The organism is Paractinoplanes lichenicola (assembly GCF_016785085.1).
GTDB lineage: Bacteria > Actinomycetota > Actinomycetes > Mycobacteriales > Micromonosporaceae > Actinoplanes > Actinoplanes lichenicola.
Genome location: NZ_JAENHO010000004.1, coordinates 707,423 through 731,618 on the forward strand (window position 1 = coordinate 707,423; position 24,196 = coordinate 731,618).

General features: G+C 67.3%; 25 protein-coding genes and 1 pseudogene. 19 read left to right on the forward strand and 7 right to left on the reverse strand.

What is annotated here, in order from left to right; genetic code table 11:
* Nucleotides 1-94 precede the first annotated feature (94 nt).
* Genes JKJ07_RS16875 through JKJ07_RS16885 form a run of 3 tightly spaced genes read left to right on the forward strand, consistent with a single transcriptional unit; the run spans nt 95 to nt 2,662 of the window.
* Entirely contained in the window at nt 95-562 is a 468-nt protein-coding gene (locus JKJ07_RS16875; RefSeq protein WP_202992497.1) for a MarR family winged helix-turn-helix transcriptional regulator, read from the forward strand.
* Entirely contained in the window at nt 559-2,211 is a 1,653-nt protein-coding gene (locus JKJ07_RS16880) for an MDR family MFS transporter (RefSeq protein WP_202992498.1), read from the forward strand. The genes JKJ07_RS16875 and JKJ07_RS16880 overlap by 4 nt, the downstream gene beginning before the upstream one ends.
* Nucleotides 2,212-2,218: 7 nt before the next feature.
* Complete coding sequence (locus tag JKJ07_RS16885; RefSeq protein ID WP_202992499.1) at nt 2,219-2,662, forward strand: universal stress protein; 444 nt, start codon at nt 2,219-2,221, stop codon at nt 2,660-2,662.
* Nucleotides 2,663-2,747: 85 nt separating this feature from the next.
* On the opposite strand, the gene JKJ07_RS16890 is transcribed toward JKJ07_RS16885, so the two are convergent.
* The gene (locus JKJ07_RS16890; RefSeq protein WP_307834293.1) at nt 2,748-3,449 is read right to left on the reverse strand and encodes a TetR/AcrR family transcriptional regulator; all 702 of its coding nucleotides are present in this window, start codon (nt 3,447-3,449) and stop codon (nt 2,748-2,750) included.
* A 199-nt stretch (nt 3,450-3,648) separates the two neighbouring features.
* Here JKJ07_RS16890 and JKJ07_RS16895 point away from each other — a divergent pair, with 199 nt between their 5' ends.
* Genes JKJ07_RS16895 through JKJ07_RS16935 form a run of 9 tightly spaced genes read left to right on the forward strand, consistent with a single transcriptional unit; the run spans nt 3,649 to nt 12,313 of the window.
* Nucleotides 3,649-4,932, forward strand: a complete 1,284-nt coding sequence (locus JKJ07_RS16895; RefSeq protein ID WP_202992500.1) for an alpha/beta fold hydrolase — start codon at nt 3,649-3,651, stop codon at nt 4,930-4,932.
* Nucleotides 4,929-6,140, forward strand: coding sequence for a cytochrome P450 (locus JKJ07_RS16900; protein WP_202992501.1), 1,212 nt, complete (start codon nt 4,929-4,931; stop codon nt 6,138-6,140). The genes JKJ07_RS16895 and JKJ07_RS16900 overlap by 4 nt, the downstream gene beginning before the upstream one ends.
* Before the next feature lie 2 nt (nt 6,141-6,142).
* Nucleotides 6,143-6,466 (forward strand): 2Fe-2S iron-sulfur cluster-binding protein, encoded by a 324-nt coding sequence (locus tag JKJ07_RS16905; RefSeq protein WP_202992502.1) that lies wholly within the window; start codon nt 6,143-6,145, stop codon nt 6,464-6,466.
* Nucleotides 6,467-6,470: 4 nt separating this feature from the next.
* On the forward strand, nt 6,471-7,715 hold the full coding sequence (locus tag JKJ07_RS16910) for an NAD(P)/FAD-dependent oxidoreductase (protein ID WP_202992503.1): 1,245 nt from the start codon (nt 6,471-6,473) through the stop codon (nt 7,713-7,715).
* On the forward strand, nt 7,712-9,127 hold the full coding sequence (locus JKJ07_RS16915; RefSeq protein ID WP_202992504.1) for an NAD-dependent succinate-semialdehyde dehydrogenase: 1,416 nt from the start codon (nt 7,712-7,714) through the stop codon (nt 9,125-9,127). The genes JKJ07_RS16910 and JKJ07_RS16915 overlap by 4 nt, the downstream gene beginning before the upstream one ends.
* On the forward strand, nt 9,087-9,578 hold the full coding sequence (locus JKJ07_RS16920) for an HtaA domain-containing protein (protein WP_202992505.1): 492 nt from the start codon (nt 9,087-9,089) through the stop codon (nt 9,576-9,578). Before JKJ07_RS16915 ends, JKJ07_RS16920 begins: the two co-directional genes overlap by 41 nt.
* Nucleotides 9,575-10,597 (forward strand): hypothetical protein, encoded by a 1,023-nt coding sequence (locus tag JKJ07_RS16925; protein ID WP_202992506.1) that lies wholly within the window; start codon nt 9,575-9,577, stop codon nt 10,595-10,597. Before JKJ07_RS16920 ends, JKJ07_RS16925 begins: the two co-directional genes overlap by 4 nt.
* Entirely contained in the window at nt 10,594-11,367 is a 774-nt protein-coding gene (locus JKJ07_RS16930) for an N-acyl homoserine lactonase family protein (protein WP_202992507.1), read from the forward strand. Before JKJ07_RS16925 ends, JKJ07_RS16930 begins: the two co-directional genes overlap by 4 nt.
* Nucleotides 11,345-12,313, forward strand: coding sequence for an aldo/keto reductase (locus tag JKJ07_RS16935; RefSeq protein WP_202992508.1), 969 nt, complete (start codon nt 11,345-11,347; stop codon nt 12,311-12,313). The genes JKJ07_RS16930 and JKJ07_RS16935 overlap by 23 nt, the downstream gene beginning before the upstream one ends.
* Before the next feature lie 440 nt (nt 12,314-12,753).
* Here the strand turns inward: JKJ07_RS16935 and JKJ07_RS16940 are convergent, their stop codons facing one another.
* The 3 genes from JKJ07_RS16940 to JKJ07_RS16945 form a co-directional block, all read right to left on the reverse strand.
* The gene (locus JKJ07_RS16940) at nt 12,754-13,632 is read right to left on the reverse strand and encodes a tyrosine-type recombinase/integrase (protein WP_307834294.1); all 879 of its coding nucleotides are present in this window, start codon (nt 13,630-13,632) and stop codon (nt 12,754-12,756) included.
* Between the two features lie 146 nt (nt 13,633-13,778).
* Nucleotides 13,779-14,108 (reverse strand): nuclear transport factor 2 family protein, encoded by a 330-nt coding sequence (locus tag JKJ07_RS52240; RefSeq protein ID WP_369077000.1) that lies wholly within the window; start codon nt 14,106-14,108, stop codon nt 13,779-13,781.
* On the reverse strand, nt 14,101-14,679 hold the full coding sequence (locus tag JKJ07_RS16945; RefSeq protein WP_202992510.1) for an NADPH-dependent FMN reductase: 579 nt from the start codon (nt 14,677-14,679) through the stop codon (nt 14,101-14,103). Before JKJ07_RS16945 ends, JKJ07_RS52240 begins: the two co-directional genes overlap by 8 nt.
* Nucleotides 14,680-14,769: 90 nt before the next feature.
* On the opposite strand from JKJ07_RS16945, the gene JKJ07_RS16950 reads away from it, so the two are divergent.
* The gene (locus JKJ07_RS16950) at nt 14,770-15,315 is read left to right on the forward strand and encodes a MarR family winged helix-turn-helix transcriptional regulator (RefSeq protein WP_202992511.1); all 546 of its coding nucleotides are present in this window, start codon (nt 14,770-14,772) and stop codon (nt 15,313-15,315) included.
* Between the two features lie 323 nt (nt 15,316-15,638).
* Here the strand turns inward: JKJ07_RS16950 and JKJ07_RS52245 are convergent.
* Together JKJ07_RS52245 and JKJ07_RS16960 are read right to left on the reverse strand one after the other, a co-directional pair.
* Nucleotides 15,639-15,980 (reverse strand): annotated as a pseudogene (locus tag JKJ07_RS52245) (nuclear transport factor 2 family protein); the annotation flags it as partial.
* 311 nt (nt 15,981-16,291) lie between these two features.
* Nucleotides 16,292-16,975, reverse strand: coding sequence for an FAD-dependent monooxygenase (locus tag JKJ07_RS16960; protein ID WP_202992628.1), 684 nt, complete (start codon nt 16,973-16,975; stop codon nt 16,292-16,294).
* A gap of 334 nt (nt 16,976-17,309) precedes the next feature.
* Between JKJ07_RS16960 and JKJ07_RS16965 the strand changes: the two genes are divergently transcribed.
* The 4 genes from JKJ07_RS16965 to JKJ07_RS16975 all read left to right on the forward strand — a co-directional run bounded on the left by JKJ07_RS16965 (nt 17,310) and on the right by JKJ07_RS16975 (nt 20,761).
* Nucleotides 17,310-17,879 carry a hypothetical protein gene (locus tag JKJ07_RS16965; protein WP_202992512.1) on the forward strand — a complete coding sequence of 190 codons (570 nt, stop codon included), beginning with the start codon at nt 17,310-17,312 and terminating at the stop codon, nt 17,877-17,879.
* Nucleotides 17,880-18,408: 529 nt separating this feature from the next.
* Nucleotides 18,409-18,834 carry a response regulator gene (locus JKJ07_RS16970; protein ID WP_236029011.1) on the forward strand — a complete coding sequence of 142 codons (426 nt, stop codon included), beginning with the start codon at nt 18,409-18,411 and terminating at the stop codon, nt 18,832-18,834.
* Complete coding sequence (locus JKJ07_RS51755; protein ID WP_236029012.1) at nt 18,819-18,989, forward strand: helix-turn-helix domain-containing protein; 171 nt, start codon at nt 18,819-18,821, stop codon at nt 18,987-18,989. Before JKJ07_RS16970 ends, JKJ07_RS51755 begins: the two co-directional genes overlap by 16 nt.
* Nucleotides 18,986-20,761 (forward strand): sensor histidine kinase, encoded by a 1,776-nt coding sequence (locus JKJ07_RS16975; protein ID WP_307834295.1) that lies wholly within the window; start codon nt 18,986-18,988, stop codon nt 20,759-20,761. The genes JKJ07_RS51755 and JKJ07_RS16975 overlap by 4 nt, the downstream gene beginning before the upstream one ends.
* 236 nt (nt 20,762-20,997) lie before the next feature.
* On the opposite strand, the gene JKJ07_RS16980 is transcribed toward JKJ07_RS16975, so the two are convergent.
* The gene (locus JKJ07_RS16980) at nt 20,998-22,161 is read right to left on the reverse strand and encodes an FAD-dependent monooxygenase (protein WP_307834296.1); all 1,164 of its coding nucleotides are present in this window, start codon (nt 22,159-22,161) and stop codon (nt 20,998-21,000) included.
* A 30-nt stretch (nt 22,162-22,191) separates the two neighbouring features.
* On the opposite strand from JKJ07_RS16980, the gene JKJ07_RS16985 reads away from it, so the two are divergent.
* Together JKJ07_RS16985 and JKJ07_RS16990 are read left to right on the forward strand one after the other, a co-directional pair.
* Complete coding sequence (locus JKJ07_RS16985) at nt 22,192-22,794, forward strand: TetR/AcrR family transcriptional regulator (protein ID WP_202992513.1); 603 nt, start codon at nt 22,192-22,194, stop codon at nt 22,792-22,794.
* A gap of 304 nt (nt 22,795-23,098) precedes the next feature.
* Nucleotides 23,099-24,196 (forward strand): alpha/beta hydrolase, encoded by a 1,098-nt coding sequence (locus JKJ07_RS16990; protein WP_202992514.1) that lies wholly within the window; start codon nt 23,099-23,101, stop codon nt 24,194-24,196.

A 24,196-nucleotide genomic window follows, 5' to 3' on the forward strand; every position in this document is an offset into this window, starting at 1 on the left:
CGGGGCCATTTTTCTCAATGGGAAAACTTGCCCATTGGGCAAATACTTGTGATTATTGGTGGCGCCACCCATGTGACCGAGGAGGGGCGCCGCCGTGGACAGCACCACCCGTCAAGCCGGCATGCACATGCATGACCTGCTCAAAGCAATGAGACTGGCCAAGCAGCGCCGCGCGGCGGCACGCGGAACCGTGCCGGTCGGTTCACTCGGTCTGCTGGCCGAGATCGATCGGATCTCCGGCTCCTGCCGCGCCCGCGAGCTTGCCGTTCAAGCCGGGCTCGACCCCTCGACGGTCAGCCGGACACTCGCCGCGCTGGTGGCCGAGGGCCTGGTCGTGCGTGAGCCCGACCCGCACGACGGGCGGGCCACCATGCTTGTGGTCACCGACGCCGGGCGGGCTGCCCTGGCCGATGCCATGGATTGGTACGGCCGCCTGCTCACCGGGGCCTTCGACGGCTGGAGCGACAACGAGGTCGCCGTCTTCACGCGCGGGCTTGCCCGGTTCACCGAGGCGCTCGAGAACACCATCACCACTGACAACAGCCTGGAGGCGGCGCGATGAGCGCACCCACTACGACGGCGGACGCCACCGCCGCCGAACCCATGAATCATCGGCAGACGCTGGAAGCGCTCAGCGGCCTGCTGCTGGTGCTCTTCGTCGCCATGCTCAGCAGCACCGTCGTCTCGACCGCGCTGCCGCAGATCATCGGGTCGCTCAACGGCTCGCAGACCCAGTACACCTGGGTCGTCACCGCGACTCTGCTGGCCGCCACGGCGACCACGCCGATCTGGGGCAAGCTGGCCGACCTGTTCAACAAGAAGCTGCTGATCCAGATCTCCATCGTCATCTTCCTGCTCGGCTCGATCGTGGCCGGCTTCAGCCAGTCCGCCGGCCAACTGATCGCCGCCCGCGCCTTCCAGGGCATCGGCGTCGGCGGACTGCAGGCGCTCGTGCAGGTCGCCATCGCCGCGATGATCCCGCCCCGCGAACGCGGCCGCTACAACGGCTACCTCGGCGGCGTCATGGCCCTGGCCACCGTCGGCGGCCCGCTGCTGGGTGGACTGATCGTCGACACCGACTGGCTCGGCTGGCGGTGGTGCTTCTTCGTCGGGGTGCCCTTCGCCATCATCGCCCTGGCCCTGCTCCAGTTCACCCTGCACCTCGCGACGATCCGCCGCGACAACGTCAAGATCGACTACCTGGGCGCCACCCTCATCGCCGCCGGCGTGAGCCTGCTGCTCATCTGGATCTCCTTCGTCGACGGCTCGTTCGCCTGGCTGTCCTGGCAGACCTACACCATGGTCGGCGGCACCGTGATCCTGCTGGCCCTGGCAGTCTGGGTGGAATCGCGGGCCATCGAACCCATCGTGCCGCTGCCGATCATCCGCGAACGCAACACCGCCCTGGCCATCCTGGCCAGCCTCGCGGTCGGGATGGCCATGTTCGGCGGCGCCGTGTTCCTCGGCCAATACTTCCAGATCGGCCGCGGCTACAGCCCGACCGAGGCCGGCCTGCTCACCATCCCCATGATGGCCGGCGTGCTGCTCACCTCGATCATCAGCGGCCGCATGATCACGACCAGCGGCCGGATCAAGCCGTACATCATCACCGGCACGGTCGTCCTCGTGGCCGGCTTCGCCATGCTCGCCACCATCGACCACGAAACCCCGCTCTGGTACGTGGGTGTCGGCATGTTCCTGGTCGGCGGGGGCGTCGGTATGGCCATGCAGAACCTTGTCCTGGCGGTGCAGAACTCCGTCGCCCTCAAGGACATCGGCGCAGCCAGTTCGTCCGTCGCGTTCTTCCGCTCGCTCGGCGGCACCATCGGCGTCTCGGTCCTGGGCGCGGTGCTCGCCCGCCGGGTCGCCGACCAGATCACCCACGATTTGGCCGCGTCCGGAGTACCTGCCTCCAGCAGCGGCAGCGCCTCCAGCAGCCTCAACCTCAACGCCCTGCCCGACGCCGTCCAGCACATCGTGCGCGCCGCCTACGGCGACGCCACCGGCCACATCTTCCTGATCTCCGCGATCATCGCCGTCGTCGGCGTCCTGGCCGCGATCGCCATGCGATCGGTCACCCTGCGCGACAGCTTGGATCTGCCCGACCGGGGCGCGGCGGTGGCCGTCGGTGCCGACGCCCTCGACGCAGCACCACCGATCGATCAGATCGGCCCGGCGCGGACCGCGGACGACGAAGCCAGAGGGCGCTGACCCGGTGATGGGCAACGACGAGCCGGCCCGCACAGCCCTCCTTGTCGGAGTCGACGGATCCACGTCCTCGCTTCGTGCCGCGGCCTACGCGGTGGGACTGGCGCGACGACAGCGGTGCCGGCTCGTGGTTGCCTATGTGCGAACTCCGCCGCCCGCCCTGCTTCCGCTGGCCGACGGCGGCGGAGTGGCCGTTACGGTGAATGACGTCCAGGACGAGGTCGAGCAGGAACTACGCGCTGCCTTCGCGCAGGAGGTTCCGGCGCTGGGCGTCGATGCGCACTTCGTGACCCGCTCCGGCGACCCGTACGGCCAGCTCCTCGAGCTGGCCAAGCTGGTCAGCGCCGATGCTGTGATCGTGGGCCGGTCCACCCAACCCATCCACCGGATAGCCGGGTCGCTGGGCGCGAAGCTTGTCCGTTGCGGCCGCTGGCCGGTCACTGTCGTCCCCTGACCATCGGTGTCGTGAAGTGAACGGCGTTTCGGCGGAGGCTTTGGTCCTGCGTAGAGCGAGCGTAAAGGCGATTTGTCAGCTTCGGCTAACCTGCGCGCTTCGCTAGGCGGTCGGCGGAACTCGTCCGGCGGGGCTTGCGGCCACCGGTCAGCAGCCCGAGTCGGCCGAAGACATCGCGGGCGGCGTCCGCGTAGCTGGTGCCGTTCTCGACCGAGTTGTGCTGCAGCAGGCGCATCATGGCGAACGTGGTGTAGGCCCAGACTTTGGCGTCTTGCGGGTCGAGGTCGGGGAAGCGGGTGCACAGCGCCTCGGCGAGATGGTCCTCCCAGTAAGTGGCGCGGATCAACAGGGCTGCGGTCAGGGTCTTCGAACCGTCAGCTACCGGTTGCAGCGCCGCGAAGAGCTCGCCGAACTCCTCGCACCACCGCACGACAGCCTCGGTCAGCGTGGGCAGAACCTCGGTCGACGCGGTGGGGACGGTTTCGATCAGCTGCATCACCCGTGAGCTCGTCTGATCGTAGATGTCGAGCAGCACCGTTTCCTTCGACGGGAAATACCGGAAGAAGGTTCGCGAGGTGACCCCGGCGTGCTCGGCGATCTCGGCGACGGTCACGTCGTCAAAACCTCGCTGGGCGAAGAGCATCACTGCGCTGGCGCCGAGCCGGCGCGCGATGCTGCGAGTGTCACGGATGGTTGTGCCGCGCCGCTCTTCGATGATCGGGGTTATGCCCCACGCGGCGGCCTGCAGCGCGTTGTCCCATCCGGTCGCCCAGTCCTCTTCGCGCACCAGGTCAGGCTATCCGACCGGATATCTGCCGGACCGGCCCGGCCGTCCGGCCGATTTCCGGGATGTTTCAGAGCTCGCTCTTGTCGTTCACAACTTCATGTCATACGGTGACACGAGATTCGGGTCACACAGTGACACGAAACTTGGCCGCGGTGGTCCGCCGGCCTTCTCTTCGGGACGCGAGGAAGCGAGTTCCCTCATGGTTGCTGTCATCGATCGACAAAAAGTTCTCGCCGCGGCCGGCTCCGACAAGGAACTGGCCTACAAGCTGCGCAGCTACGCCGGCCGGGTCCGGTTCGACATTCCTGGGCAGGCCTTCGACCTGCTGATCTCCGACGGCGTCGCCACCAAGATCGAGGACGCGGACGGCGAAGCCGACATCACGTTCTCCGCGCCGGAGGAGTTCTGGACGCAGGCGCTGGCGGCTGCCCTGCCGGCGCCCGGCTACGAAACTGTCACCACGGCCATGGCGCACGGCCTCACTGTGTCGGCAGACTTCGTCCGGGTGGTCGCTCCTTGGCAGATCGGCTGGACGCGCCTCTACCAGGTGGTACGCGAGTCGGTCACCGGCCCGGCGCCGCGCCGCGAGTTCCGCGACCCGTTCCATGAGACCGACACCGCCGTCGGCCGCTACATGTACGTGGACGCCAACGGCGTCGAGGCGCGGATCTACTACGAGACCGCGGGCACCGGCCCGATCCCCATGCTGCTGCAGTCCACCGCGGGCGCCGACGGCCGGCAGTACCGGCATCTGCTGGCCGACCCGCAGATGCAGGAGCGCTTCACCATGTACGCCTACGACCTGCCGTATCACGGGAAGTCGATGCCGCCGATCGGCGTGCGCTGGTGGGAGCAGCCGTACCTGCCCAGCCGGGACGAGCTGATCAACTGGGTGGTCGCGATCGCCGACAAGCTCGGCCTGGACAATCCGTACTTCATGGGTTGTTCGGTCGGCGGCCAGCTCGCGCTGGATCTGGCCGCCGAGCGCGGCGACCGCTTCGGCGCGTTCATCTCCCTGAACGGCTGGTACGGCAACCCGCCGCTGTTCCCGGGCTTCTCGAACGACCTTTTCCGGACTCCGGCGATCGCCGACAGCTACGCCCCCGCCCTCAACTACGGAGGCACCGCGCCGGTCGCGCCCGAGCCGAACGCGCACGAGACCTACTGGATCTACCGGTCGTCGTTCCCGGGCATCTACGCGGGTGACAACGACTACTTCGCCTACGAGCACGACCTCAAGAAGAACGGCCACAAGATCGACGCGCACGCCAAGCCCGTCTACGTGGTCACCGGTCAGTACGACCCGGCCAGCGACGACGAGGTCAACGGGGGCCCAGCGGTGGAGAAGTTCGTGCCGGGCGCCAAGTTCGTCAAGGTCGAAGGCCTCGGCCACTTCGCACCGTGTGACGACCCGATCGGCTTCAGCGAAGCCATCGTCCCGATCCTCGACGAGGTCATCGCCAAAGCGGGTGCCGCAAAATGACCCGCCCGACGATCGACTTCGACCACCAGTCCGTGAATTACCGCGACAACTGGCGGCACATGGCCGCCGACTTCCACGCGACGGGAAGTCCGATCGCCTGGAGCGAGCACCACGACGGCTTCTGGGTGACCGCCTCGTGGGACGCGGTGCACCAGGTCGCGTCCGATTGGGACACCTTCACCTCGGTCAACGACCTGACCGGCACCGAGAACGGTGGCCGAGGACAGACCATTCCGCAGATGCCGTACCGGCTGTTCCTCGGCGAATCCGACCCGCCGTTCCACACCGAGCGCCGCCGCTTGGAGGCGCCGTTCTTCACTCCCAAGGCGCTGCGCAACTGGGGCCCCGTCGTAGCCCGGTACCTCGGCGAGGCGCTCGACCAGGTCGCCGCAAAGGGCCACGCCGAGCTGATCGACGATGTCCTGATCCCGGCCACCGCCCGCACCACCCTCTACGTCCTTGGCTATCCGGCCGACGACTGGCAGGACGCCGCCGCGGCCGCGCACGCCGGCGCCTACCGTTTGCCGGACGAGCCCGAATATCCCCACGCGGAACAGGCGCGCCTGCGCCTCGGTTTCCGGGAAATGCTCGCTGAGCGTGGGAAGAATCCTACCGGCGACATCATCTCCGCACTCGCCACCGGCACTGTGCTCGGCGAGCCGCTCGGTCTGGACGCCGGCGAGAGCATGATGAACGCCTTGGTCTTCGGCGGGTTCGACACCACCGTCTCGACCGCCGCGAGTGCGCTGATCTATCTGAGCCGGCACCCGGAGCAGGCCGAGCGGATCCGCACCGACAAGGCCTACCGCCGCAACGCCATCGAGGAGTTTCTCCGCTTCTATCCGCCCGTCGCCGGTCTGTCGCGCACCGCGGTGAAAGACACCGAGCTGCTAGGTCAGCCGATCGCGCGTGGAGAACGCGTGTTGATGTGGCTAGCCGCCGCCAACCAGGATCCGCTGAAGTTCACCGATCCCGGCACACTCGATCTGGAACGGGAGAACGCCCGCGACCACGTCGCGTTCAGCGCCGGGCACCACCGCTGTCTCGGCTCGCCGCTGGCCAAGCTCGAGCTCGAGACGATGCTGGAAACCATCTTCACCCGGTTCCCGGACCTGCGTATCGACCCGGACGAGGTGGTCGGTTTTCCCAGCATCGGCGGCGTGAACGGCTACGTCGCCGTGCCGGCGACGTTCACGGCGGAGGTGTGACGATGCCGAAAGTCACCTACGTCTCGGACGAGGGCGAAGTCCGCGTCGTCGACAGCGCGGTGGGCGACTCGGTCATGCAGACCGCCGTGCGCAACGGCGTGCCCGGCATCGTCGGTGAGTGCGGCGGCGTGCTGTCCTGCGCGACGTGCCACGTCTTCGTCGACGAGGCCCTCCTCGACCGGTTGCCGCCGATGACCGACCTCGAAGACGAGATGCTCGACGGCACAGTGGTCGACCGATGCCCCAACTCGCGACTTTCCTGCCAGCTCAAGATGTCCGACGAGCTTGGCGACCTGCGCGTCACCACCCCCGAAGCGCAGGAGTAGCGCCATGAGCGACACCGACGGGGTGCTCGTCATCGGCGCCTGCCAGGCCGGCATCCAGCTGGCCTGCTCGCTGCGCGAGTACGGCTACCCCGATCCGATCACCGTGGTCGGTGCCGAACGGCACGCCCCGTATCAGCGGCCGCCGCTGTCCAAAGCCGTGTTACACGGGGAGACGACACCCGGCGCGTTGGCCCTTCGCTCGGAGGCGTTCTATGCCGACCACGGCATCGCGTTGGCCCTGGGCGAAAGGATCACCCGGGTCGACCGCAGCACCGGTGTCGCACACGCACTATCAGGGCGTGCATTCGCGTTCGGCCGGCTGGCGCTCGCGGTCGGTGCCCGGCCGCGACGCCTGCCGGTCCCCGGCGCCGATCTGGGTGGTGTCCTGTACCTGCGCGATGCCGACGATGCGCTCGCACTCAAGCATGCTCTCGCCAACGCCGGCCACGTCGTGGTGATCGGTGGTGGTTTCATCGGCTTGGAAGTCGCCGCCAGCGCCCGCAGACTCGGTCACCGCGTGACGGTAGCGCTGCTGGAGGACCGTCTTCTTGGCCGGGCTGTCGGCGAGGCGACGAGCGCCTTCTTCCACGGGGCACACACCCGCCGGGGTGTTCAGGTGCACCTGGGCGTACAACCGGTCCAGTTCTACGGTGACGACCGTGGCAACGTCCGCGGCGTCGAGTTGTCCGACGGCCGGCACATCACCGCGGACCTGGTGGTAGTCGGGATCGGTGCAGTGCCGCGCACGGAACTGGCCGAACAGCTCGGCCTGGACATCAGCAACGGCATCGTCGTGGATGCCCACGGCGTCACCTCCGACGGCACCACCGTGGCCGCCGGCGACTGCGTAGCCTGCCCGCCCCCGGTTGACCTGCCTGACCTGCCCGCCCGGATCCGGTTCGAGTCGGTCAACACTGCGATCGAACAGGCCAAGGTCGCCGCCGCCACGATCGCCGGCAGGCCAGTGCCCTACCGAGTCGTGCCGTGGTTCTGGTCCGACCAGTTCAATCTCAAGCTGCAGGTTGCCGGCCTGTCGTCGGGCCACGACCGCTACGTCCTGCGAGGTGATCCGGAAATGGAGAAGTTCGCCGTCCTCTACTACGCAGGTGAGCGCCTGATCGCGGGGGACTTCGTCAACCGGCCCGCGGACTTCCTCGCCGTCAAGGCCGCGCTCGCCGGCGGCCGGACCATCTCACCCGCGGCGGCCACGGACGTGGCGGTGCCGCTGAAGAAACTGGTGCTCACGTGAACGCGGTTCCTACTCGGCTGCTGATCGGCGGCCAGTGGCGTCCGGCCACGGACGGAGCTGAGTTTCCCGTCCGTAACCCCGCCGACGGCAGCCTGCTCGCCTCTGTCGCCGATGCCACCGCTGACGACGGCGTGGCCGCGCTGGATGCCGCCGTGGCGGCGGCCGCGGAGTGGGCGGCAACGGCGCCCCGGACCCGTGGCGAGTTGCTGCGCGCCGCGTTCGACGCGTTGCAGCAGCGCCGCGAAGAATTCGCCACCGTGATGACCGCGGAGATGGGCAAGCCGTACGCCGAGGCCCTCGGCGAGGTGACCTACGGCGGGGAGTTCCTGCGCTGGTTCGCCGAGGAGGCGCCTCGCGTCGCCGGTCGGTACGGCCCCAACCCCGAAGGCACCGGACTGATGATGGTCAGCCACCGCCCCGTCGGCCCCAGCTACCTGATCACCCCATGGAACTTCCCGCTCGCGATGGCCACCCGCAAGATCGCCCCAGCCCTGGCCGCCGGCTGCACCGTGGTGATCAAGCCGGCCGAGCAGACCCCGCTGACCACACTGTTGTTCGCCCAACTGCTCACCGAGGTCGGGGTGCCGCCCGGCGTGGTCAACGTCGTACCCACCTCTGCCCCCGTGCTCATCTCCGAACGGCTGATCACCGATCCGCGGCTGCGCAAGCTCAGCTTCACCGGCTCCACCGCGGTCGGGCGCAGCCTGCTCGCCCAAGCGGCAGGCGGCGTGCTGCGCACGTCGATGGAGCTCGGCGGCAACGCGCCGTTCCTGGTCTTCGACGACGCTGACCTCGACGCCGCGGTAGCCGGCGCGCTGCAGGCCAAATTCCGCAACATCGGCCAGGCCTGCACCGCCGCCAACCGCTTTCTCGTCCATGAACCGATCGCCGGCGAGTTCACCCAGCGCCTCACCGCGGCAGTCAAGGAACTGACGGCTGAGACCATCGGGCCGCTCATCGACCAGCGGGCCGTCGACGGCGTCGGCAAACTCGTCGACGACGCCGTCACTCGCGGCGCCCGCCTCGAGATCGGCGGACGTGCAGTCGAAGGACCCGGATCGTTTTACGAGCCGACCGTCCTCAGCGGCGTCGCCCCCGGTAGCCGACTGCTCCGTGAGGAGATCTTCGGCCCGGTCGTGGCGATCGTGCCGTTCACCGACGAGGACGAGGCCGTCCGCCTCGCCAACGACACCGAGTACGGGCTGGTCGCCTACGCCTACACCCGCGACCTCGCCCGCGCGCACCGCCTCATCGACCGGCTCGAGACCGGCATGTTCGGCCTCAACGCCGGCGTCGTCTCCAACGCCGCGGCGCCCTTCGGCGGCGTCAAACAATCCGGACTCGGCCGTGAAGGCGGAATCGAGGGTATCCATGAGTACCTCACCACCACCTACGCCCTCCTCTGCCGATAGCGGCCTGCGCTGGCGCATCAAACTGTCGTTCCTGCAGTACATCTCCCGCCTGCCTGACGGCCGCTGCTCGGTCACCGACGGCGCGGAAATCATCGATGAGCAGGAGTTCCTCTTCGCCGCCGACACCGAGTCAGCCCCCGAAGCCAACAAGGTGAAATTCCGTGGGGACGTGCGGTTCGGCGGACACCACCGCCTGTTGTTCCTGCGTATCGCCGATCCCTGGCTGGAGGTCGGCGACGACGCGGCCGCGACCCTGAGCATCGCCGCCGAGCCCGACCGGATCGCCCTGGCCACCCTCGACCTCCGGCAAACTGCCGACGGATACCTGGGCACCGACGTCCGCCTGACCGAGGCCGGCTCCGAACTGTTCAACCTCGTCTATCCCGCCGGCGAACGTCTGGACAACCTCACAACCCTGCCCTGCTCGACGCTTCAGGAGGCAACGCCATGACCGCATCCTGGCCCACCGAATCCACCCCCGACCTGCTGTCACGCATCCGCAACGCACGAACCAAGGGCGTCACCTGGCTGACCGCACGCATCGGCGACAACGGGCGTCCCGACGGCGCCGAGATCAGCAATTCCTGGTGGCGTGCTCCCTGGGCGCTGTGCGTGGGCGGCGCCCCGGACGCCGCCGCGGCAATGATCGGCTGGGCCGAACGTGAAGCCCTCACCGACGACGGCGACTTCCGGCCCGGACCGTACGGCGGTCCCGGCGACGGAAGCCCGGTCTACCACCTGTCCCCGCTGGTCATCGCGTCCTGGATGCTCACCCGCTACGACACCGCGACCGCGATCAGCACTACCCTCGCCCGATTCCAGAACCCGGAGACCGGCGGCGCCTACGACGTCCGGAACTTCGCGAGCGACCCGTTGGAGGACAACCTCAAGACCGCTCAGCTCGGCATCTCCGCCCTGGTCACCGGCGACCAGGAGATGGCCGGCGGTGTCCACCGGTGGCTGACCCGCAACTACGCCGACCAGCCCGACCTGCCGAACCGCCTCTACGTGTCCCGGCGCGGTGACGAGCTGATCACCGAGGAATCATTCCTGCGAGTCGTCGACTTCCGCGCGCGCAAACAGGCCTACTTCCATCCCGGCATCGCCGCCGCATTTCTCGCTGGATACAGCCAGCAGACCGGCGACAAGAACGCCCTCGAGCTGGGCCGCAAATATCTGGCGCTGACCACCGGCGGCACCCAGGAGCAGTACGACGACGAAACATCCGTGCAGATCTGCAAATTCGGCTGGGGCGCTGCGGCCATGCTGACCGCCGACCCGGACGGCGGCCACGAGCCCTGGACTGCACGCATGGGTGAGTGGTTCGTCCGTCGGCAACGGCCTGACGGTGCTTGGGCCCCGTCATCGTTCATGACCCCCGAGCCCGGAGTGCTCGATCTGTACTGGAAGACCGCTGAGCACGTCATGGAACTGTCCTACATCGAGCTGGCATTGTCCGCCCGGCCATGACAGCGATCGTTACCCTCGTCCCGTTCACCGCCGGCCAGATGACCCTCGACTGGAGCTTCTTCCTTGATGGTGCGCCCGGCATCATCACCGCCCCGGTCACGGCGTACCTCATCGAGCACCCGGTCAAGGGAACCGCTGTCTTCGACAGCGGACTCGGCCCCCGGTTCCGCCGGCCCAACGGTGCGCCTCTCGACGGGCCCGCCGACCTGACTGCTGACGGCACCATCGACGCGCGCATCACCGCGGCCGGCTACGACCCCGCCGCGGTGTCGATCATCGTCAACTCGCATCTACACACCGATCACGCCGGTGGCAACCAATGGCTGCCGAATGCACGTGTCGTTGTGCAGGAGGCGGAGTGGCGATACGCCAACTCCGTCTATGACCCCGTCTACCACCTACCGAAATTCGACACCGGCCAGCCGATCGAGCCGATCGGCGGCGAGCATGACCTTTTCGGCGACGGTTCAGTCGTGATCTATCCGACCCCCGGGCACACGCCGGGCCATCAATCCGCGCGGGTCCGCACGGCCGCCGGCGAAGCGATCCTCGCCGGCGACGCTTGCAACCTGCGCGACGCACTCGACCAGTTGCGCCTGCCGGATCACACCCACGATGCCGACGCCTACCGCGCGAGCCTCCACGACTTCGCCCGGCGCCGTGACGCCGGCGCCGAAATCTTCTTCAGCCACGACCCCGACTTCTGGGCGGCCATCAACAAGGGCACTCCCTGGAAAGGACCAATCGATGGAGTACGCCCGTCTCGGTAACTCGGGCCTCAAGGTAAGCCGGGTCGCCCTCGGCTGCATGTCCTACGGGGATCCCACGCGAGGCCACCAGGACTGGGTCTTGAACGCCGACGCTGCGGGACCATTCTTCCGGCAGGCCGTCGAGCTGGGCATAACCTTGTGGGACACCGCCAACGGGTACGGTATCGGCGCGTCCGAGGAGGTCGTCGGCCAGGCAGTCCGGGAGTACACCAGCAGGGAGAACGTCGTGCTGGCAACGAAGGTCTACGCCACAATGCACGACGGGCCGGGCGGATCAGGGCTGTCCCGCAAGGCGATCATGGAGAACATCGATGCCTCGCTACGGCGCCTGGGCACCGACTACGTCGACCTCTACCAGATTCACCGATTCGACCCGGATACGCCGGTCGAGGAGACCATGGAGGCGCTGCACGACGTCGTCAAGGCCGGCAAGGCCCGCTACCTCGGCGCATCCTCCATGCACGCCTGGCAATTCGCCAAGATGCAATACACCGCCACTGCTAACGGCTGGACCCGGTTCGTGTCCATGCAGGACCACTACAGCCTCATGCAGCGCGAGGAAGAACGCGAGATGTTCGGCCTGCTCGCCGACCTCGGCGTCGGCAGCATCCCCTGGAGCCCGCTGGCGCGCGGACGGCTGACCCGCCCGTGGGGAACTCGGACCCGTCGATCCGCCACCGACGCGTTCGGTCTCAGCGTACTGAGCGATGACGACCAGCCGATTGCCGACGCCGTGCAGAAGGTCGCCGAGGCCCGCGGCCTCCCGATGGCCCAGATCGCCCTCGCCTGGGTGCTACGCAACCCTGTGGTGACCGCTCCCATTGTCGGCGCCACCAAGGAGCACCACCTCACTGACGCGGCGGCCGCCCTTGACGTCCGGCTTACCGACAGCGAGGTCGCGACGCTCGAATCCCCGTACACCTCACGGCTACCGACCGGGTTCTAACCTGACCCTCCTCGCTGTGGGCCATCACTGGCCGGTGAAGCGCCCCAGAGCGCTATCCAAGGCCGCGATTTCTGCGTGGAGGGCGAATGATGAGGTGTCCCAGACCAGCAAGAACCCCGCTCGGGTGAAGCTTCTAAGCGGGGTTCCGGTGTAGCTATTGAAGTGAAATGGTGGTAGATAGGATGGGATGGGTATTGGTTTGTGTCAATCTCCGGACACAAAATCCGTAGCATCCATGCACAGCATGGGTGTTCATGGGCACATGATAGCCAAACGCTCATGGGTGCCCTAAGAATAGATCAAAAAGTAATGGCCGACTCGATGATTCGGCCATTACTCGTTTTGATCGTCACCGCATCTGAGCAGGCACAACTTTCCGTGGGTGATCGCCGTCACTGCGGGTCGGCAAGCCGTGGCTAGATCAACGGGCGCAGGGCCTGTCAGGGCCCGAGGATCGCTGACATCGAGTCGTCGTCGGCGAGGGGATGCGGTTCGCCGGTCAGTGCCGCGAGTGCCTGGGCGACCTCCTGCAAGGTCGCTTTGACGTAGGTGGCAGTGGTCCCGGCTTCGTTGCTGTCGGCGTGGCCGGCGAAGGCACGGGCAACCGCGTACGAGAAGTGCCGCTCGACCCAGGTGAGCGTGGTGTGGCGCAGCCAGTGGGCGCTGATTTGCTGGACGGTGACCCAGTGCAGGTGGGTGCCGACCCGGCGCCAGAGGTGGTCGTAGCGTCGGCGGCCTACACAGTGACCGTTCCGGTATCGCAATATCTGCTCATCGGGGTCGCCGCCGGAACGCTCGTCGAAGTGGGCGACGAGCGCTTCGGCAAGGGTCGGTGAGATCGGCTGCCAGCGTTGGGTTTGCCCTTTCTCGTGCAGCCGGACGAGGCATTGCTCGGGGTCGAGGTCTTTGCGCCTGATGGCGAGCGCACCCCCGCGGCGGCAGGCGGTCTCGATGTGGATCCGGAGGATGAGCAGGTCAAGTTCGGGGTCGTTGCCGGTCTCGCCGGCGACTTTGATGATGGCGGCCAGCGCCGGCCCGGGCAGGGCATGTCTGAGGCTGGGCTGGCGGTGCGGTTTGTCGACGCGGACTGATGGGTTGGCTGCGGCGGTTATGAGCTGGTCCGCGGTGGCGTAGCGGTAGATGCATCGGAGCGCTGCGATGAAGTGCTCGGCTGCACCCGCACCGCCGCGGTGGTTGCGGCGGACAACTGCGTGCTGGCGGACCTCCTCGGCAAACTGTTTGATCTCCAGTGGAGTGGGTTCGTCGATTCGCCGATGGCCCCATTTTTCGCGGATGCGTCGCCAGTACGTTTCGTACACGCGGCGGCTTCCTGCGCTTACGCCGTTGGCGACTTCTGGGATGTAGGGCTGGCTGTGGTCGTCAGATCGGGCACCACTTGGTCGCCGGTTTCGACACCACGCAGGCACCGGCCGAAGTCCGTGGTCGCGAGACTGGGCACCACCGGTTAGCGAGCCGCTGACCTGCACTGCGACGGTCCCATGGTCAGCCTCTGCGGTTGGTTCTCCCGACCATTGCGCCTCGCTGAGATCGACAACTGGTGCCGAAACCCGCGACCAACTGGAGCCGCTTCTCGCGACCGTAGCCATAGGGCATCCCAGCCCCGGACTTCGCCGAGACCCGCGCGGTCGAAAACGAAGCTTTCGCTGTAGACGGCCTCGACCGCGGCGCGGTCGCCGGTGTCACTGAGGGGAAACGCTACGAGCAAGTCGTAAATAGCCAGACGGTCCTCGATCGTCCGCAGGCGTTGTTCCATGGACATGCCGCGCTCACGCATTGACGGGGACGGTTTCACGACGCAGTACTGTCAGCGCGCCGCTCCATGCGAGGAGCTGATCGAGCATGGTCTCCAGCGCGGACTCGTGAAACGGCTTGGGCTGTAGGGTCTGAAAGTTCTCGAAGTCGGTCATTAGCGAGAACAGCACCTGCTGGCGGACATCCGCCATCCGCAGTGCTCCGGCGATCTGGCGAAGCTGCTCGGCGGCCCGGGCGCCGCCCACGCTGCCATAGGAGACAATTCCCATGGCCTTGTCGCCCCACTCGGCATACAGGTAGTCGAGGGCGTTCTTCAGCGCCCCCGGGACGCTGTGGTTGTACTCGGGTGTGACGATCACGAACCCGTCGTACGCGGCAATCGTGCCGGCCCAGTTACGGGTGTGCTCGTTCTGGTACTGCCCGACCACCGGCGGCACCTCCTCGTCGAGCTGCGGCAGCGCGTGCTCCCGCAGATCTAGGAGCTCGAACACGGCATCGCTGCGTCGCGCGGCCAGATCGAGGACCCAGTGGGCGACCTGCTCGCCGAGCCGGTTGGGGCGGGTGCTACCCAGGATGATGCCGATGCGCATCACGATTCTCCCTTGCGTCGTCGTGAATGTTCACGACGATCGTGGCACGCGCGTCGTGAATCTTCAACACGGCGATTGGGTAGAGTGATCCACATGACCAGCTCGCAACCATCCGAGGACGACTCGGCCCTCTGGCTATCGCGAGATGAGCAGGCGGCCTGGATGCCCCTGGCTGCCCTGCTGATGACGATGCCCTCCGTCGTCGACGGACAACTCAAGCGCGACTCCGGCCTGAACCTCTTCGAATACACGATTCTGTCCGGCTTGTCCGAGTGTGAGGGCCAGTGCGCACGCTTGGCCACCCTCGCCAACGTGGTCGGCGGGTCTTCCTCGCGCCTCTCACACGCCGTAGCACGCCTCGAGCGGCAGGGATGGGTCGAGCGTCGCACTCAAGCCAACGGCGAACCTCGCGCCACCGACGTCTTCCTGACCGACGAGGGTCAGGCCAAGCTGACGGCAGCGGCCCCAGACCACGTCCGTGAGGTGCGCCGCCTCGTCTTCGAGGGGCTGTCCACTCCACAAATCACACAGTTAAGCCGCCTTGCCCGGCGCATCCTGTCCGTTACCGCGCCTGAAACCGCGGCACTGCTCGCCGATCGAGACCGACAGATGGAGAGGGAGGGGCCAGGTGCATGGTGATATGTGGACTATTTGCCGCGTCAAGGAACTTTTGTCAGCTATCTCTTCGTCGTGGATCGTGCCGCCGCTGACCAATGACGCTGCGTCCGCGATGGCTTCTAGCCGGCTCTTAGTGATAGGTTTTCCAACCTGCGAGGTTCCGCTGAGAAGGTTCGCTGTCGTGTAAACGTTGCTCAGGCCGAACGGGTGCTTGGTGGTGAGTTCGATGGAGTTTCGTTGAAGGTTCAGGTATATTTGTCGGTCGATGGTAGTGCCGATGCGGCTATCTGCTGTGCATCGTTTGCGAAAGCTGCTGTTTCGGTTTTTGGTTTCGGACTGGACGCTTAGCGGGTCTGAAATCGCCGACGGTTCAATAATGCCGATCTATTTTTTGAGAGCGGCTCAGATTGCCAGGGGTCCGACTGTTCGGGCCTGTTCCACAGGGCGGCCGTGCGGAGTTCTCGGATCCGCCACTGAGTTCCGTTGCGGACAAGGCCGATCGTGTAGGAACCGTGCAGGGTTCCGATGCCGGCTCCCTGTGCGGGCGGTTGATGCCACGCGTACATGGACACCATTGCGTGAGCGTGGTCGCCTTCTGCGCTGATCATGTGGTTGGCGCTTATGTGTTGAGTGGGTGGCGCGCTCGTCAGACTGTTCTGACGATCTCCGCGAAGTCGTCGGTATAGTGCGTCCTTCCCGGCTCGCCGGACAGCGGCGAGAAGTCGACGTCGATCTGGTCGTCAATCGTTTCCCGCAGTTCCGGCTAGTCGCAGTTGTCCAGCGCTTTGAAGTATTGGATTATCGTCTCGGATGCGGCCGTACGGTCGAGAAGGTATTCCAAATGCTCGTTTATCGTCTTCCTCGATCGCTACCACTTTATTTTACTCGTCATGCGGACGGTGGCGTGTGTCGCCTTTGCAGTCATGGCGCCGGAACGATGAAACGGGCCACGATAGAGATTTGAACCGGGCTGCTATTCGGGCCCCGCGATGATCCCCTAGTGGCGTTCGAGAATCCAGTCGATGGTGCTGGCGATTTCCTCGGCAGGGACGTGGGCCGCGATGTGGCCGTCGGGCCTGATCAGCCATACTCGTTGTGGCGCAGTCGGCGAACCGGGAATATTTCCGTACGGAATCTCGGTGATTCCAGCGTCCATAATTCCTACGGCGGCGAACGTGTTGCTGTTCGCCAGGTCCAGGGTGGACCGGCCGTCAATGAGCCAGTGGTGCGGTACACGCATCCGGACTTCGGGTCCACTGTCGTGAGGGTCTCTGATCGGCATGCCGGTGCTCTCGCCGATCATCGCCGGGGATGAAGCAGGCGGATAGCCGAGCCCGATCATCGCGGTGGCCTCGTCGAACTGCTTCACACTCCAGTCCATCTCGATGATCGACCGTTCGAGGATGAACGCGTCCACCGGGCGTCGTTCGGGGTCATAGCTGTCCAGCAGCCCGGCGCCGGCTCGCCCGTCGAGCACCCAAGCAAGTTTCCATGCCAAATTGTGTGCGTCGGCGATCGCCAGGTTGGCGCCCATGCCCATGGATGGCGGCAGCGCATGTGCCGCGTCGCCGATGACGAACACCCGCCCGGAGCGGAACGTGGCGGCGAGGTGCGCGGTGGGCGTCCACTGCGCGTGGACCAGCACCTCGAACTCGATCGGCTGCCCGACGATCGACTCCAGATCCTTTGAGGTTTAAGCGCCGGCGGTCGCCCGGGGTCGCGGTACCCGGCGGACGCCCTCGGCCCCACGAGGCCGTATCCGGGCTGGCCGTCTGGCTCTGATCACGGTCGCCGTTAGTGACGATCACGCGGTGGCCGCCCCTGCATCTACCGGCTCCGACCATGCTCTCGGACAGCGGCAGCCGTACTAAGACCAGTCGTTTGAACCATGTCAGGTCTGCTAGCCGGATTCGTGCAGACTGCCAAGCGGTCCGACCTCATATCTTCCTGACATGCGCTTGCCAGGCTGACCAGCGGTCGGGACTGTCCCGGCCGCGGTGACGGGAGGTTCACGGATGCGCAGGAGTCAGGCGCTGGCGGTTGCGGCGATTGTCCTGACGGGGCTGGCGGGATGCGGGTCGCCGGGTGAGGGCGAAGCCGGGAATGCGGGCGGGGCGAAGGTGGCCACACTGCAGAGCGCCGCCCCTGGGCCGACGGCGTCAGCCTCGAAGGTGCCGGAGCGGCCCCGAGAGCGGCTCGACACCACGCAGGAGGAGTTCGAGGCGTTGCTCGCACCGTACAACAAATGTCTTAAGGATCACGGCGTCACCGACCTGAGCAAGGCGCGGAAGCTCATCAACGAAAGCGGTCCGGAGGCCGACACGTTCAGGGCCGCGAACAAGATCTGCGAGACGCAGTACTACCCGCTGCCGCCGTGGGAGAGGGACCCGGCCAACCCGGAGGCCAAGGACTTCGCGGTCGCCGTCGTGAAGTGCCTCAAGGAGAAGGGCGTCGAGTACGTCGAGGTGTCCGAGAACGGCCTCGGCTGGGCCTTCGGCGGCGACCAGAACGACTCCCGCTCGATCTCGCTGGGCATGGAGAAGTCGCCGGAGTGCGAGCGCGAGGTTGCCGCCGCGATGAAGTGATCTTTAAGAGGGGGCGGCGGCCGGGCAGCAAGTGCCCGGCCGCCGCCTTTCTAGTTTGCGGCCAGGGCCTGTATCGGGATTGGGCGCGCCGCCCGTGCGCAGGGATAGACGCCGTCCAGCACAACCGACGCCGGCCACGCCGGACACCGCCGGCTGGGGCGGGCACCACCGGCGGCCTGTCGTCCCGGTTGTCGTCGTCACGGTGACGCGCTCGCCCGGGCCGGGCTGGCAGCCCACCGAATGGCCGGCCAGCGGCCGGGGCGCGCCGTAGCCGCTTCGCGGCCGTCGGCATGCCGGATCGTCAGGAGTATGCCGCGGCGGCGGCCACCGCCACGATCACACCCGCGGCCAGCCACATTCCGACACGCCGCCGGGGTGCGGGCGGGGGCCGCAACCGCCGGGGACCACATCGGTGGGGGCGTCAGACTTCACTGGCATACGGACGAGGGCGGCCGAAGATCATCAGGAATTTGTCAGGTGTGACCCCAAGACGCCACCGAGCCGGTTTTCGCGACTTATAGTCGCCGCCATGTGTGCTCATGTCCTGGTCGCCGAGGACGAATCTCGTCAGGCCGAGGTGCTGCAACGCAATCTGGTCGCCGACGGGCACGAGGCTGTCGTGGTGCACGACGGCCGGTCCGCGCTGAGCGAGGCCCGTCGGCTGCACCCCGACCTGCTGCTGCTCGACGTGATGATGCTGGGGCTGGACGGTCTGGACTTGTGCCGGCCGCTGCGCCAGGAGTCCGACGTGCTGGTGCTGATGCTCACCGCCCGCGCCGCCGAGAACGACCTGTTGCTGAGGCTCGACCTGGACGCCGACGACTACCTGACCAAGCCGTTCAGCCTACGCGAGCTGGAGGCCCGCATCCGCATGCTGCTGCGCCGGGCCCCCGGACCGCTTCGGCGGCCCGCACGGTCGGCCAGGTCGAGCTGGATCCCGTGCGGCACACGGTGACCGTCGACGGCGAGCCGATCGAGTGCACGCCCGGCGAGTTCGCGTTCCTGGCCGCAATGTCCGAGCAGCCGGGACGGTTCTTCATTCCCGCGCAGCGCCCGGCTCACCTGGTGACCGTGTACGGCGTCGGTTACAAGATGACGGCCGTCGGGTGAGCAGCAGGGTGCCGCTGCGGCACAGCCTGGTGACCCGGCTGCTGCTCACCTCGATCGCGATCGCGGTCGCGGCCATCGCGGCGACCGCCTGGCTGGCCACCCGCACCGCGACCCGGGCGATCGTCGCGGAGCAGAGCCGCTCACTCACTGACGACAAGGGCGTCTACGAGATGCTGGTTGGCTACGCGGCCACCCACCCGGACTGGTCCGGCGCGGCGCCGTTGATCAGCGCGCGGGCCGCGAAGCTGGACCGGCGGATCACGCTGACCACCGACGACCTGCGGATTATCGCCGAGTCGTCGCCCGGGCCCTCGCTGCGCACCGCCCGCCCGTCGGCCGTGGTCGACCCGCTCAACCTCGACATCGGGCTGACCGGTGGCACCGAGCGTATCGACTCGCGGGCGGTCGGTCCCTACCGGCTCACCGACTCCGACCGGGCCAAACTCCGCGACGTGGCCGCGGCACAGGTGGGCTGCCTGCGCCGAGCCGGGGCGGAGGGGAAGGTCACGGACGACCCGGGCGGCCGGCCCGTGGTGACCACGACAGCCGAGCTCAGCAGCGCCGCTTACACATGCCTGGCGGCCGGCGCAATCGTCACTCCAGCCGAGCGGAAGGCGCTCGATACGCTTGCCGCGTCTACCGCCCGCTGTGCTGAATGGCCCCCAGAGGCCCTCCTGCGGATCGGGCCGGACTTCTCGATCTCCCTTGGGCGATCCCATGACGTGGTCTATCTGCCGCTGGAGCGGGTGCGCGGACTGGATTCTTCCACCGTCGCGCGCCTCAAGTCGTGCCTGGAGCAGTCGCGCCGCAACCAACTGCGGCCGTACGTCGCCCCGCCCGCCCTGCTGTTTCTGACCGGCCCGAGCTCGGGCGTCGATCGCACCACGTTCACGCTGAGCCGGGAGAACACGATCCGGATCGTCGGCACGACCGGCGCTGTGCTGCTGGCCACCATCCTGATCACCGTGCTGGTCGGCCGCCGCCTGGTCCGGCCACTGCGCGCGCTCACCGAGGCGGCCGACCGGCAGGCCCCGATCGCCTCGACCGGCCGCGACGAGATCGGCCACCTGGCCCGCGCGCTGGATGCCTCGGCCGAACGCCGCGACCGGGCCGAGGCGCAGCGCCGGGCCATGGTCAGCGATGTGGCGCACGAGCTGCGCACTCCGCTGACAAACATCCGCAGCTGGCTGGAGGCGGCCCAGGACGACCTCGCGCCCACCGATGCGCAGCTGGTCACACTGCTGCACGAGGAGGCCACGCAGCTGCAGCACATCATCGACGACCTGGGCGACCTGGCCGCGGCCGACGCCGGCACCCTGCGGATACATCCGGCGCCGACCGACGTACGGGACCTGGTCGGTCAGGTGGTGGAAAGCCACCGCGGGGTGGCACACGCAGCCGAAGTCACGCTGGCGGTCAAGGTGCACGGCACGCCGATAGTGTGGGCCGACGCGGTCCGGCTGCGTCAGGTGGTCGGCAATCTGGTGTCGAACGCGATCCGCTACACCCCGGCCGGTGGCGCGGTGACGGTCGGTGCGGAGGGCACAACGATCACCGTACGCGACACCGGGGTGGGTATCCCGGCCGAGCACCTGCCCCGTATTTTTGACCGCTTCTGGCGCGCCGACGAATCCCGCAGCCGCGCCACCGGCGGCAGCGGTCTGGGTCTGGCCATCACCCGCAAGCTGGTGGAGGCGCACGGCGGCACGATCGAGGTGGACAGCACCCCCGGCGAGGGCAGCCTCTTCACGGTGCGGCTGCCGGACCGGTAGCAAGGCTCGCGGTGCTCAGTGACCGACCGCGACCTTGACCATGTGGCCCACCATGTCGGCGAGAATGTGCGCGAGAAAGGCGGACGCGGCCACGCCGAGCAGAGCGGCGTGGCCGTGACGCAGATCGTCGCCGATCAGAGGTACGACGGTGGCAAAAATGAGAATGTTGTCGTAGACCTACGCGGCGGTACGTGCCGCCGCTCGATCCCGCGAAGTCACACTTCTCCCCGTGAGTGTCAGCTCATGGCCGCGCGGATTCGCTCGTTGCGGGCATCGATTGCTTCCTGGGTCGCGGGAGTCACCAGGTCGGCACCGCCGGCGGCGGCCGCCTGTCCGGTACGCACGTACGGACGCTGGCGTTCCTCGTAGCGGGCGAAGCCGGCGGCGAGGTCGTCCTCCCGCAGTTCTTCGGCGAGGAACCAGGTGCCGAGCAGAGCCAGTGTGGTGCCGCGGCCGGACAGGCCCGACGCGGCGTGGGCGGCGTCACCGACGAGCACGACGCGGCCGGTGTGCCAGGTAGGCATGTGGACCTGGCTGCAGGAGTCGAAGTACAGCTCGGGGTCGGCGTTCGCGGCGGCGATCAGTTCCGGTACGCGCCACTGGCCGTGCCCAGCGTACGCATCGGTGAGGATCTTCTTCTGCGCGTCGAGGTCGTGGTAGTCGTAGTCGACCCAGTCCGAGCGGAACTCGAAGACCGCCAGAGCTCGGTCGTGATAGCGCATGATGCTGGCCATGCGGCCGGGGTAGTTGTAGGTCGGGTTCGGCAGGTCGGCTCGGCCGGCTTCGGCGGGCAGGTCGGCGATCGCGACGTAGACGCCGAGGTGCTCCACGAACTGCTTCTCCGGTCCGAAGACCAGCCGCCGGGTGGTGGAGTGCAGCCCGTCCGCGCCGACGATCAGATCGAAGCGTTCGGTGCGGCCGGACACGAAACGCACCTCGACGCCGGTGCCGTCTTCGGTGAGCGTCCCGATGGAGTCGTTGAAGACGACTGTCGTTTCCGCTGGTAGAGCTTCGGCTAGCAGGTTGGCCAGGTCCTCGCGGGCGATCTCGATGTCGTCGCCGGAGTCGTCGAACTCCGCGACAGGCAGCGGCGCGACGGCGTTGCCGTCGGCGTCGACGAAGACGGTCTGATCGGTCATGTGCAGCCGGTGCTCACGGATTTTGTCGAGCAGTCCCATCTTCGCGGTGATGTCGATGGCGTCGCCGCGTACGTCGATCGGCGAGCCGTTGACCCGGAAGTGCGAGGAGCGCTCGACGATCGTGACGTCGTGGCCACGGGTAACGAGGTTGGTGGCGGCGGACAGGCCGGCCATGCCGGCGCCGGAGACGAGGATCTTCATGGTGTTCCCTCCTTGGGATTGCTTAAGGCGACAGTACGTCGCTTTAAGGCGCGTCGCCACTTCACCGGAGATTTGAGAGAATCAACCTTGATGGCTGAGAAGAGCAGGCCTGGTGGACGTACGGCCCGGGTGCGCGCGCAGATCCTTGCGGCGACTGTCGACCTGGTCGCGCGGGAGGGCGTGGCCGGGTTCCGGTACGAGGAGGTGGCCGAGCGGGCCGGCGTGCACCGGGCCAGCGTGTACCGCAACTGGCCGGACCGCGACGAACTGGTCGTCGAGGCGCTGGCCCAGTACGCGGCGCGGCAGGTGCCGTTCCCCGACACCGGCGACCTGCGCGCCGACCTGGTGGAGTTCCTGCTCGGTCAGGCAGCCGAACTCGCCGAGCCGGTCGGGCGCGCGCTCGAGAACGCCGTGTCGAACAGCGAGAGCGAGGCGGTTAAGCGCACCGTTCGCAGGGTGCTCGACCGCCGGCTGGAAACTGTGCGCACCCGGCTCGAGCGGGCGACGGATCGGGACGAGTTGCAGGCCGTGGATCCGTTGTTCTTCGCGCACCTGGTGGCCGGGCCGGCCCACCTGGCGCACATGCACGGTGTCGCCTACGGCCGGGCCGAGGCGGAACGCACCGCCGACGTCGTGCTGGCGGGCCTGAGGGCGACCAGTACGACGCGTCATTCACGAGAGGAACGCGGCTGAGTGCGTGTGCGCCTCGACGCCCATGGGCAGTTCCGCAAGCAGTTCCATCGCCCCCTCCGCAACTCATCGGCGAGCGGGCTGTGGATGACCACCGGGCTTGCGGCGTTGACCGGAATGTTGCCAGCTTCCGAGATGGTCGTGCTCGGGCAGCCTGGACGCGGCCAAGCTGGGCACTCTGACGGCGCCGCAGCGTAAGTACGTATCACTCCGGTCACGGGGGCCGTCGGCAGAACCTGACGAATTTCATACAACTGGCTCCTATGGTCTGTTCTTGATCATCTCAATGAACCGATCGGGAGACCTCGTGAGACGACGTACGTTCCTGGGCGCGGCAGTGCTCGTCGTGGTGACCGTCGCTGTTTTTTCAATGGCGAATCGGAGTGACACCGCCGGCGCGACCACGACGCCGCCGGCCTTGGTCTCGGCGTCAGTGGGAGTCGTCGAGTACAACCTGGGTGACAGAGCCTTCACCGACAAGCCGGACTGGGATGGCAACTCCGAACTGCGCGCCGTTGTGCACTACCCGACGAGAATGAGCGGCAAGCTGCCCGTGGTGGTGCTACTACACGGTCAGAACATCTCCTGTCACACCGCGGACGAGGACGACTGGACCTGGCCCTGTCCGCCCGGGGTCAAGCCGTACCCGAACAACCGCGGCTACGACTACCTCGCGCGTGCCCTGGCCCAGGACGGCTTCGTGGTCGTTGCGCCAACCGCCAACGGCCTCAACTACAACATGGGTGTCGCACCTCAGCGGGCCCACCTGATCAACAAGCACCTCGCGATGCTGCAGAAGCTCACGACCACCGGCGCCGGGCCGCTCGCGGGCAAGTTCAGCGACCCGGCCACCGGACGCAAGTCCGACGTCGACTTCCGCGGTCGGCTCGACCTGAGCCGGGTGGGGACTATGGGCCACTCGGTCGGCGGCGAGGGCGTCTACTACCAGGCGGCCGACGCCAACCGACGGGAGTTGCCGGCCGGGGTGTCGATCCGGGGTGTCGTCGCGGTTGCCTCCCCCAACAGCAATATGTTCGACACCACGGTCACCAAGGCGCAGGTGGCCGTGCTGTCCGCGGCCTGTTTCGGAGACAGTGACCAGGCCTTCTACCGCAACGCCAAGGCCCACCACGGTGTCGGTGGCTTCCTTGTCAAGGTGGCCAAGGCCAATCACAACTACTTCAACACCGAGTGGACGAAGGGACCGGGCCCGGCGGACGGCGACGACACCGAGTGCCCAGAGGCGAAGGGCCGGCCCACCGCGGCCGCCCAGCAGAACCTCGCGGTCACGTATCTGCGAGCCTTCTACGCGTACGCCCTGAAGGGCGATCGGCGCGGTCTGCCCGTGCTGACCGGCAAGACCCCGGTCGGTGGCGTCAGCACGCAGACCGAGACGTTCCGCTGA